General features: G+C 29.9%; 11 protein-coding genes. 6 read left to right on the forward strand and 5 right to left on the reverse strand.

Annotated elements, in window-relative coordinates:
• The first annotated feature begins 157 nt into the window (after positions 1-157).
• Complete coding sequence (locus ACIQ11_RS05675) at positions 158-316, forward strand: hypothetical protein (RefSeq protein WP_396153622.1); 159 nt, start codon at positions 158-160, stop codon at positions 314-316.
• Between the two features lie 51 nt (positions 317-367).
• On the opposite strand, the gene ACIQ11_RS05680 is transcribed toward ACIQ11_RS05675, so the two are convergent.
• Complete coding sequence (locus tag ACIQ11_RS05680; RefSeq protein ID WP_396153624.1) at positions 368-1,759, reverse strand: DUF4403 family protein; 1,392 nt, start codon at positions 1,757-1,759, stop codon at positions 368-370.
• A gap of 156 nt (positions 1,760-1,915) precedes the next feature.
• Between ACIQ11_RS05680 and ACIQ11_RS05685 the strand changes: the two genes are divergently transcribed.
• The 3 genes from ACIQ11_RS05685 to tsaB all read left to right on the forward strand — a co-directional run bounded on the left by ACIQ11_RS05685 (position 1,916) and on the right by tsaB (position 5,353).
• Positions 1,916-3,277: a TolC family protein gene (locus tag ACIQ11_RS05685; protein WP_396153626.1), complete on the forward strand. Its 1,362-nt coding sequence runs from the start codon at positions 1,916-1,918 to the stop codon at positions 3,275-3,277.
• Positions 3,278-3,281: 4 nt separating this feature from the next.
• Positions 3,282-4,607, forward strand: a complete 1,326-nt coding sequence (locus ACIQ11_RS05690) for an efflux RND transporter periplasmic adaptor subunit (protein WP_291242272.1) — start codon at positions 3,282-3,284, stop codon at positions 4,605-4,607.
• An 80-nt stretch (positions 4,608-4,687) separates the two neighbouring features.
• Positions 4,688-5,353 carry a tRNA (adenosine(37)-N6)-threonylcarbamoyltransferase complex dimerization subunit type 1 TsaB gene (gene tsaB / locus ACIQ11_RS05695; protein WP_396153628.1) on the forward strand — a complete coding sequence of 222 codons (666 nt, stop codon included), beginning with the start codon at positions 4,688-4,690 and terminating at the stop codon, positions 5,351-5,353.
• Between the two features lie 66 nt (positions 5,354-5,419).
• Here the strand turns inward: tsaB and ACIQ11_RS05700 are convergent, their stop codons facing one another.
• On the reverse strand, positions 5,420-6,316 hold the full coding sequence (locus tag ACIQ11_RS05700) for a NifU family protein (RefSeq protein ID WP_396153630.1): 897 nt from the start codon (positions 6,314-6,316) through the stop codon (positions 5,420-5,422).
• A gap of 525 nt (positions 6,317-6,841) precedes the next feature.
• Here ACIQ11_RS05700 and ACIQ11_RS05705 point away from each other — a divergent pair.
• Positions 6,842-7,846, forward strand: a complete 1,005-nt coding sequence (locus tag ACIQ11_RS05705) for a type IX secretion system membrane protein PorP/SprF (RefSeq protein ID WP_396153632.1) — start codon at positions 6,842-6,844, stop codon at positions 7,844-7,846.
• A gap of 46 nt (positions 7,847-7,892) precedes the next feature.
• Positions 7,893-8,408 (forward strand): gamma carbonic anhydrase family protein, encoded by a 516-nt coding sequence (locus ACIQ11_RS05710; RefSeq protein WP_291242401.1) that lies wholly within the window; start codon positions 7,893-7,895, stop codon positions 8,406-8,408.
• Here the strand turns inward: ACIQ11_RS05710 and murI are convergent.
• The 3 genes from murI to ACIQ11_RS05725 form a co-directional block, all read right to left on the reverse strand.
• Positions 8,405-9,181 (reverse strand): glutamate racemase, encoded by a 777-nt coding sequence (gene murI / locus ACIQ11_RS05715; RefSeq protein WP_396153634.1) that lies wholly within the window; start codon positions 9,179-9,181, stop codon positions 8,405-8,407. The two genes, ACIQ11_RS05710 and murI, sit on opposite strands and share 4 nt — an antisense overlap.
• Positions 9,182-9,254: 73 nt before the next feature.
• Positions 9,255-9,767, reverse strand: coding sequence for an OmpH family outer membrane protein (locus ACIQ11_RS05720; RefSeq protein WP_396153636.1), 513 nt, complete (start codon positions 9,765-9,767; stop codon positions 9,255-9,257).
• Positions 9,768-9,818: 51 nt separating this feature from the next.
• Positions 9,819-10,427: OmpH family outer membrane protein (locus ACIQ11_RS05725; RefSeq protein ID WP_396153638.1), on the reverse strand; the 609-nt coding region annotated here is incomplete at its 5' end.

The following is a 10,427-nucleotide window of genomic DNA, read 5'->3' on the forward strand; positions in this document are numbered from 1 at the left end:
ACAGGTGTGGTAGTTTACGTAATGATTTCGCCTTATTATGTTAAGTAAAGTCAAAAGTCAAAAGTTAAAAGTCAAAGGTCGAAAGTATACACTAAAAAAGATTTATTTTTTACTTTTTACTTGTTTCTTTTTACTTGAAGGAAACGCACAATGTGCCATGTGCAGAGCTTCACTTCAAAACGAAGCTAACAAAGCAGTTGCGGAAGGAGTAAATGACGGAATTGTGTATTTAATGGCAATACCTTATATTTTAGTAGCGGGTGTTTTTTACGCAGTATGGCGATTAAAACAAAAGAAAAAAGAAGTAGTTCAATAATTTTTTATTAAAAGCGTCTTTTACCCTATACCTAATCCCTTTTACCTATACCTATTCCATTCCATCAATTGTAATTTTCATAGAACCTGTTGAAGTAATAAAGGCAACAATGCCACTTTCGGTAAGTTCTATTTTTTCAAATACAAAATCGTTTAATTTTCCGTTTACAAAAACACCTTTCATAGGTGAATAATTAGTTAAATAAGGAAGCATACTTTTCTTCCCTTCTTCTAAATTTGGTTGAATTGAGTACTTGCAATTTTCTTTAATTTTCTTTAAGATTACGCCTTGTAACAACCAATTTGCAGTTTTTGTTAACACGCCTTTTGTGTTTAAAACGTAATCCATTTCTTCAAAATAAATTTCTTTAGTTTCAATATTGTATTTCGGAATTCCAGCTAAATATATTGTTCCATTTACCGATCCAATCATATCTAAAGCAATAATCATTTTTCCATCTTTATACCATAATGCTACTTTTTGAACGGTGATTTTTCTTTTCCCAGAACCAAATTCTTGACCAGCAAAATTTTTAGTCATAATTCTACTTGCGCTTTCGTATGAAGAAACAGCTGCTACAGAAGCATTAAAATCGGATGGAATTTTAGCAACCGCTTTAGAAACGATTTTAGTTTTGTCAAATCCGCTTTTTGGTTTTTGGCCAATTAAAGTTTGCATCTGACATTTTAATCCTAAATTCATTGTAATTTTAGAATTACTCAAAACCGCATTTGTACTATACATTTCATTTGGAACTAATTTGAACCAAGTTTCATACGTTTCATTTGCCATAAAAGGTGTAGAAAGTGTTTCTAAAACTTGCATAACTTGCGTTTTAAAATCACAACTTTTATTTATTGCCTCATCAATCATCTTGGCTATTTTCCCTTTAAAAATAGATAAAGTAGGATTAATGATATAGGTAATTGGTACATTTTTTCCAGCTACTACGATACTTGGACTTTCGTTCCATTCAAAATCTTCAATTTTAGAAGTGGTGTTTAGTTTCCAGTTGGCAAAATTGGCTTTGCTGCTTAGTGTTATAGTTCCGTTTAAATTTAGTTCTCTTGTGTCATTTAGACCCATAAATTCGGTGCCGTATTTTATTTTTGCCCAAATTTTTAAAGGAATTACCGAAACAATTTCACCGTTTTGTTCTACCAATTTGATATCAGAAGTTTTCCAAATTTTCATTTCTGTTTTATCATCGTTTAAAATGGTATCAGCATAAATTAACCCTTTTACATTTTTATTTAAATGATATTCCACTTCCTTTAAACTCACTTCCATAGGCATTGCAATTAGCGATGTTTTATTGCTGTACACAATTGGAGCATTGTTGCTGGGTTCTGGTTTTAGTGCTTCTATTTTTTTTGAAGAACCGCAACTAAAGATTCCTAAGCTTATAATGCCAAAAAGCAAAATTTTAATTTTTATATTCATAATTAACGATTCTGTAAAACGATTTTAAGAAAAACAAAAAATATAAGAAAATATTGTATTCTGTTTTAAATTATTTCTGGTATAAAAGTAAAATTTTTAATTGTAAAGTGTAACATTTTTAATAAACAATGGTCAAATAGTAAAACAATTATTATAATGAAGTCAGTACAAATCGTTTTGATACTATTTTTTGTGAGTGTTACTTCTTTTGCCCAAGAAAAAAAATGGACATTAAAAGAATGTATTTATTATGCCATAAAAAATAATATTTCCATTAAACAATCGGAATTAGATACGCAAACTACAGCTATCGCTAAAAAAGATGCTATTGGTAATTTTTTACCAAACGTAAACGCATCTTCATCGCATTCTTGGAATATTGGTTTAAATCAAAACATTACAACGGGTTTATTAGAAAATCAAACGACTCAATTTACCTCTGCTAATTTAAATGCAAATGTGGATATTTTTAAAGGATTGCAAAATGTAAATCAGTTAAGAAAAGCGAATTTAGCTATAATTGCTTCTCAATATCAGTTAACGAAAATGCAAGAAGATATTGCTTTAAACGTTGCCAATGCTTACTTGCAGATTTTATTTAATAAAGAAAATTTAAAAGTTCAAACCCAACAAAAGTTACTTAATACGAAACAATATAACAGAACGGTTGAATTAGTGGAAGCAGGAAATGTTCCAAAAGGTGATTTGTTAGACATCCAAGCTACTATGGCTACAGGAAATCAGCGTGTAATTGTGGCTGAAAACACCTTGTTATTGTCTAAATTAAGTTTGGCACAATTATTACAGATTAAAGATTTTCAAAATTTTGATATTTCGGAAGACGATATGCCTTCGATGTTATCAACAGTTTTAAACGAAACACCAGAAGCGGTAATTGCTAAAGCTAAAGAAAACAGAACGGAATTAAAAATTGCTGAAACAAATGTAGCACTTGCCCAAAAAGACATTTCTATCGCAAAAGGTGCTTATTTACCAACTTTAACCGCTTTTTATGGTTTCAATACCAGAGCATCAAATTCAAACGGATTTGAAATAATTAATGGTGTACCGATAGTAACGAGTCCAAAACCTTTGTTTGATCAGTTTAGTACTAATAAAGGTCAAAATTTTGGTTTTTCACTAAATATTCCAATTTTTAATGGTTTTGCTGTGAAAAATAATGTAGCTCGTACCAAAATTGCATTAGCGAAAAGTCAGTTAGCCAAAGATCAACAAGAATTAGATATTGAGCGCAATGTATTTACAGCGTATACGGATACAAAAGCCGCAAAAGAAAGTTATGAAGCGGCATTACAAATTGTAAAAGCGCGCGAATTAGCGATGCAATACGCTAAAGACAGATACGAAATTGGTATGATGAATGTTTTTGATTACAACCAATCTCAAACTGCTTTCGTAAACGCACAATCAGAAGTATTAAGAACCAAATATGATTATATTTTTAGAATTAAAATTTTAGAATTTTATTTCGGAATTCCACTTATAGAAAAACAATAAAGCTATGTCAAGAAAAAAATTATTTATCATTTTAGGAAGTGTAGTTGCAGTGATTGTACTATTAATTATTCTTAAAAAATCAGGAAAAATTGGAAATAACGACGACAGTAAAATTGTAGAAGTTTCTAAAGCAGAAACGATGACGATTATTGAAACCGTTTCGGCAACTGGTAAAATTCAACCAGAAGTTGAAATTAAAATTATGCCAGAAGTTTCAGGTGAAATTATTGCTTTAAACGTAAAAGAAGGGCAGGAAGTTAAAAAAGGACAATTATTAGTGAAAATCAATCCAGACATTTATACTTCTGGAGTTGACCGAACTGTAGCGTCTTTATCAACTTCAAAAGCTGGTGTAAGTCAGGCTGATGCTCAAGTTAAAGAAGCGAAAGCCAATTACGACAGAAATAAAAAACTGTACGATAAAGGCGTAATTTCTCGTGCAGAATGGGACAGAATTGTTTCTGCTTATGAAGTGGCAGTTGCGAGTAAACAATCCGCATATTATCAAATGAAATCAGCTTCGGCAAACGTAACAGAAGCAAGTGATAATTTAAAAAGAACTACCATTTTTGCACCTGCAGATGGAACAATCTCTAAATTAGATATTGAATTAGGAGAGCGTGTTTTAGGACAACAACAAATGGCTGGTACAGAAATGATGCGTATTGCCAACTTAAATAATATGGAAGTTGAAGTTGATGTAAATGAAAATGATATTGTAAAAGTAAGTATTGGCGATTCGGCAAAAATTGAAGTGGATGCTTATTTAAAAAGAAAATTTGATGGTGTAGTTACAAGTATTTCTAACTCAGCTACAACAGGTTTAACGGCAGATCAAGTAACGAATTTTAAAGTAAAAGTTCGATTAGTAAAAGAATCGTACCAAGATTTATTAGAAGGAAAACCTGTGAGTTATTCTCCTTTTAGACCAGGAATGACTGCAACTGTAGATATCGAAACAAAAAGAAGTACAAATGTTTTAGCAGTTCCAATTAGCGCCATCGTAATTAAAGACGACACAACTTCAACCAAAAAAGATATTGTTGCCGAAATTGAAAAAGAAGAAGCAGAGAAAAAAGGAAATGCGCCTAAAAAAGATATTAAATTTGAATGTGTTTTTGTAAAAGTTGGTGATAAAGCCAAAATTAGAGTCGTAAAAACCGGGATTCAAGATGATACCAATATTGAAATTTTATCTGGCTTGAAAAAAGGAGATGAAATTATAATTGGACCGTACACTTTAGTTTCAAAAGACTTACTGCCAAATGATAAAGTAAGATTAGAAACCAAATCTGACCAAGATAAAAAAGCTAAAGAACAAAAAAGTTAGTTAATATAGTTTTGATTTTAGAAAAGACACAAGAAATTGTGTCTTTTTTTGTTTCTTTGTGTATTAAATTTAAAATAAAAATGGCTTTAATTCTGAATATAGAAACCGCTACAAAAAATTGCTCAGTTGCTTTGTCAAAGGATGGCAAAACACTTGCGATAAGAGAATTGTCGGAACAAAATTTTTCTCACGCCGAAAAATTACACGTTTTTATTGAAGAACTTTTTGCTGAATCCCATTTAAAATTACAAGATTTAAGTGCGATTGCTGTTAGTCAAGGACCAGGTTCCTATACAGGTTTACGAATTGGAGTTTCTGCAGCAAAAGGGTTGTGTTATGCATTATCTATTCCGTTAATAGCTGTTGATACTTTAGAAATTTTGGCAAGAAAAATAAATATATCAAACGGAACTATTTTACCTATGATTGACGCCAGAAGATTAGAAGTTTACAGTGCGTTTTTTGATAAAAATTATGCTAAAATTAGAGAAACCAAAGCGGAAATTATTGATAAAAATTCGTTTCAAGAAACATCCGAAATGTTACATTTAATTGGCGATGGCGCGATGAAATTTAAAGAAATATTAACGGGTGAAAAATTTAAATATTATCCTGAAATGCAATTTCCTTCTGCTACCGAAATGAGTTTAATTTCCTTCCAAAAATTTCAAAATAAACAATTTGAAGATGTAGCATATTTCGAACCTTTTTATTTAAAAGATTTTGTTTTAATTACAAAAAAATAAATTTTAAACATTAAAAAAGGGCTATTTACATAATATAAACAGCCCTTTTTTTATTGTAAGAAAAAATTAGCCATTCATAGCTTCTACTATAATTGAATTATTTTTTAACATATCACGTAACATATTTTCAATACCATTTTTTAATGTAAATGTAGATGACGGACAACCGCTACAAGCGCCTTGAAGTGTCACTTTCACAACATTTGAACTTTCGTCAAACGAGTTAAAGGTTATATTTCCACCATCACTTTGAACAGCAGGTTTTACATATTCTTCCAAAATATTGATGATTTGTTGAGAGGTAACATCTAAATTATCAAAAAATTCTTCTTGTTTAATTTTGAAATTATCTGTTTTTTCAATCAAACTTTCGTCTACAACTAAATCGGTTTGTTCTAAATATTGTTTTAAAAAAGTTCTTAATTCTAATGTAATATCATTCCATTCGGCAATGTCATATTTTGTAATTGAAATGTAATTTTCATCAATAAAAACTTCTTTAACAAATGGGAAACTAAACAAATCTTTAGCTAAAGGTGAAGCTTTTGTTTCATCTATGTTTTTACATTCAACAGCCGTGTTTGTTAGTTTTTTATTTGCTACAAATTTAGTTACAGCGGGGTTTGGTGTAGATTCAGCATAAATCGTAATTGGATTTTTTTTTGCAATTGTATCTTCAATAATAATTTGTCCTCCTTTTGCTATAAAATCTTCAATTTGTTTTGCTACTTCATCTTGAACGTCTTCCCATTCTACTATTGAAAATTTTTCTATTGCAATAAAATTTCCTGAAATGTAAACGGACTTTACAAACGGAAGAAAAAATAATTGCTTGGCTAAAGGTGAATTTGTAGTTTCATCAATGTTTTTAAATTCGAAATTTTGATTTCTAGTGATAAATTCTCCTAATTCAAATTTTACAATTGATAAATTATTTGTGCTTTTTATCGATATTTTACTCATTTTATTTCAATTTTTTTACAAAGATATAAACATTCATTAAAGTAAAGTTATATATTTGAAGATTATAATTTTGTTAACACAATTACGATATATTCAAAATGATAATTATTACTATTTCTATTTTTGTGAATAGTTTTTTCATTTTCAATTATTTAAAAAGTTCTCAATTTTATATTGTAATTTAGGACGTCTATATTATTTATAATACTTAAGGATGTGTAAACTTAATTACAGGAGTTTTAGTAATTGATTTTTCTAATTATTTTACACCAAATGGTAATCTAATTTATCATCCCAGGAAAATTATTGTATTAGAAGTAAAACATTACGTAAAAATTTATATATTTGACCGTTATGTAAAACTAGTGAAATAAATGGAACCATTAGGTGAAAGTTGGAACGAAAAATATATCGTTCAAGACTTATCATAAAAGGAGTATTGGTTCACAATTAATGTTACAGAAAAAGAATAACAAATATTACTGAAACCCCAATTTTCGTTAAAAAGATTAAGACAAGATTACTATGAAACTAAGAAATTTATTACTACTTAACCTAATTATTTTTTTTCAATCAGCATTTTCACAAGAGGGAATTGCTGTTTATACAGATTATTTAACTGATAATTATTATTTGATACACCCATCTATGGCTGGTGCATCAAATTGCGCTAAATTAAGAGTTACTGGAAGACAACAATGGTTTGGTCAGCAGGATGCGCCAGCTTTACAAACGATGAGTTTTAATACCGCTTTAGATGAAGATGGAAAATCTGGAGTAGGAATGATTGCTTTTAATGACAAAAATGGATACCATTCTCAATCAGGTGCTAAGTTAACATATGCGCATCATTTATTATTTTCACGTACAAAAGCAGATTTAAATATGCTTTCTTTTGGTTTAAGCACAGCTTTTATTCAAAGTAGGTTAGATGAAACAGCATTTAGGGTTTTTGATCCGCAAATTTATGGTGGAATTACTCAAAAAGATTCTTATTTTAATATAGATATCGGAGCTTCTTATCATTATATGGATTTTTTCACACACGTAACGGTGAAAAATTTTATTGCTAATAGAAGAGAATTATACTTAGCTGGAGTTGAATCTGATAACTTAAGAAAATACTTATGGAGTGCAGGTGCGAATTTTGGAGATACTGATAATATTTCTGTAGAACCATCATTTATGTTTCAAGTAACTGAACAAACAGGAGAAAAAGCTATTGATTTAAATACAAAAGTATATAAAGCTATGGATTTCGGTAATATTTGGGGAGGACTTTCTTATAGAACAAGTTTTGAAGGAACTCAATATACAAAAGAAAGAGGTGTAGTTAATACTCAAAAATTACAATACTTAACACCGTTCGTAGGGGTTAACTTTAAACAGTTTATGTTTGGTTATTCTTACAACCATATAATTGGCGATGTTAAATTCGATAATGCAGGATATCATCAATTAACAATTGGATTAAACTTATTCTGTAAACCAAAAGCATACGACTGTAATTGTCCAGCCGTTTCAAACTAATATAATTAATCCCGATTTTTTCGGGATTTTTTTTAATTTTATTTGTATGATTATTAAAGAAGTTAGAGGTAAAAAACCTGCGATTCCAGCGGATTGTTATGTTGCAGAAAACGCAACGATTGTTGGTGATGTTTCTTTTGGAGAAAAGTGTAGCGTTTGGTTCAATGCCGTAATTAGAGGTGATGTAAATTTTATTTCAATAGGAAATAAAGTAAATATCCAAGACGGAGCAGTTATACATTGTACTTATTTAAAACATCCAACTATTATTGGGAATAATGTTTCTATAGGGCATAATGCTATTGTTCATGGATGTACTATACATGATAATGTTTTAGTGGGAATGGGTGCCATTATAATGGATGGATGCGTAGTTGAAAGTAACTCAATAATAGGAGCGGGGAGTGTAGTAACACAAAATACGCATATTGAAAGTGGTTTTATATATGCAGGAATTCCAGCAAAGAAAGTAAAAGCTTTAAACACAAGTGATTTTGCAGGCGAAATTGACCGAATTTCTAATAATTACGTAATGTATTCTAGTTGGTTTAAAGAAGACTAAAAAACCTTGAAATCCACATTAAAAGAGGTTCCGACTAATTCTTGCATAACTTCTGGTGGGTTATTAATAAAGAAAGAGTGAAATACTTCATTTGAAGTGTTATATAAGTTATTTACTTCCAAAATATGTTTGGTTTGTTTGGCTACTGCTTCGCCAGAATCAATAATTTTAATGTGGTTTGGAATTATTTTTTTTATTTGTGGAATCAAATAAGGATAATGTGTACAACCTAAAACCAAATAATCTATATCTTGACTTACCATTGGTTCTAAATACGATTTTAAAAGTTGTGTCATTTTTACAGAATGCATCGCTCCACTTTCAATAAGTTGAACCAATTCATAACCAATTTGCTCCACTACTTTTACATCTGAATATAAAGCAACAGTTTGATGAAAAAGCGCACTATTTAATGTGCCTTGCGTAGCTAAAATCCCAATTTTTTGAGTTTTTGTATGTAATGCGGCAGGTTTAATGGCGGGTTCAATTCCAATAAACGGGATGTCATAAGTTGCTCTTAATACTTTAATTGCATTTGTGGTAGCGGTATTACAAGCTACAATTATAATTTTACAATTGTTGTTTAGTAATAACTCAGTATTTTTGATACTTAAGGCAATTATTTCATCCTGACTTTTTTGACCATAAGGCGCGTTTTTACTATCTGCCAAATAAATAGTGCTTTCATTTGGTAGAAGTGCGTGTACTTCTTTCCAGATTGATGTGCCTCCTACGCCAGAATCGAAAAGTCCTATTGGGTTTTTGTTACTCATAAAAACAAATGTAAAAAAAAACTGCTCAATCTAAAAATAAGATGGAGCAGTTGTAGTATTTTTTTAAGTTTTATTAGAAACCTAATTCTTTTTTAACATCAGCTAATATATCAATACTTCCAGCACCAATATTTAATACAGTTCCAGGAGAAGTAGCGTCAATAGTATAAGACAAACCTTTAGCGTCTGATACTTTTTTTATTGCAGCAAGTGCTTTTTCGTATATTGGTTTTTGTAATTCAATTTGTTTATCTTGTAATGATTTTGATGCATCATCTTGATATTTTTGAATTCTTGTTCCCATATCTTGCATTTCTTGAGAACGTGTTTGATTTAATAAATCTCCAGCAGTTTCTGCTTCTTTTTGGTATTGAGCTGCTTTAGTTTGGTATTCTGCTACTAATTTTTTGTATTCATTATCATAGCCTTCTTTCAATTTTGTTAATTGAGCTTCTGCAGCTTTCATAGCTGGCATAGTAGTCATTAAAGCACTTACATCAATATGTCCAACTTTAGTTTGAGCTGTAGCAACTTGCGCACCAAAAAATAGTACTATTGCAATAATTAGAGTTTTAAATTGTTTCATTTTAATTTAATTTAATAAGGGTTATTTAATTTTTGTTTTAGTTATTTATGTTTATTTATTTTCTTTTTTCTTATTTAATAAAGCATCTCTTTTTGCTTTTTGATCATCTAATAATTTCTGACGTGCTTCTGCTCTTTCTTTTAAAAGGGCCGCTCTTTTGTCATCTGCTTCCTTTTTCTTAGCAGCAATAGCATCCTTTCGTTCTTGTAACTTTTTTTCTCTATCGTCTTTTGTAGTCTGTACTGCTTTTTCTTTTTCTAATATTTCAGGATTTTCTTTAGTATCAAATTCTCTTACATCTTTAGCGTCTTGAATTTTTTGTTGTTTTTTAGTTAATTCAACTTTTTTACCTGCTCTTTCTAATGCTTTTAATACAAAATCACTGATATCAAAACGTTCTGCTGTATAAAGCATCGTTAAATCAGAAGATTTATCGAAAATAAAATCGTATTTCCTTTGTTCTGCAATATCTTGTACTACATTAAAAACCTGGTCTTGTATAGGTTTTACTAATGCCGATTTTTGAATCATTAAGTCGCCTTGTGGTCCAAAGCGTTTTTGCTGATAGTCAAGCATTTCTTTTTCAAGAACGTTTATCTCTTCTTCTTTATCGTTTATTAATTCTTTAGTTAACAGCACCTTTTCAGAAGCTAAAGCATC

This window comes from Flavobacterium sp., assembly GCF_044361065.1.
Taxonomy (GTDB): Bacteria; Bacteroidota; Bacteroidia; order Flavobacteriales; family Flavobacteriaceae; genus Flavobacterium.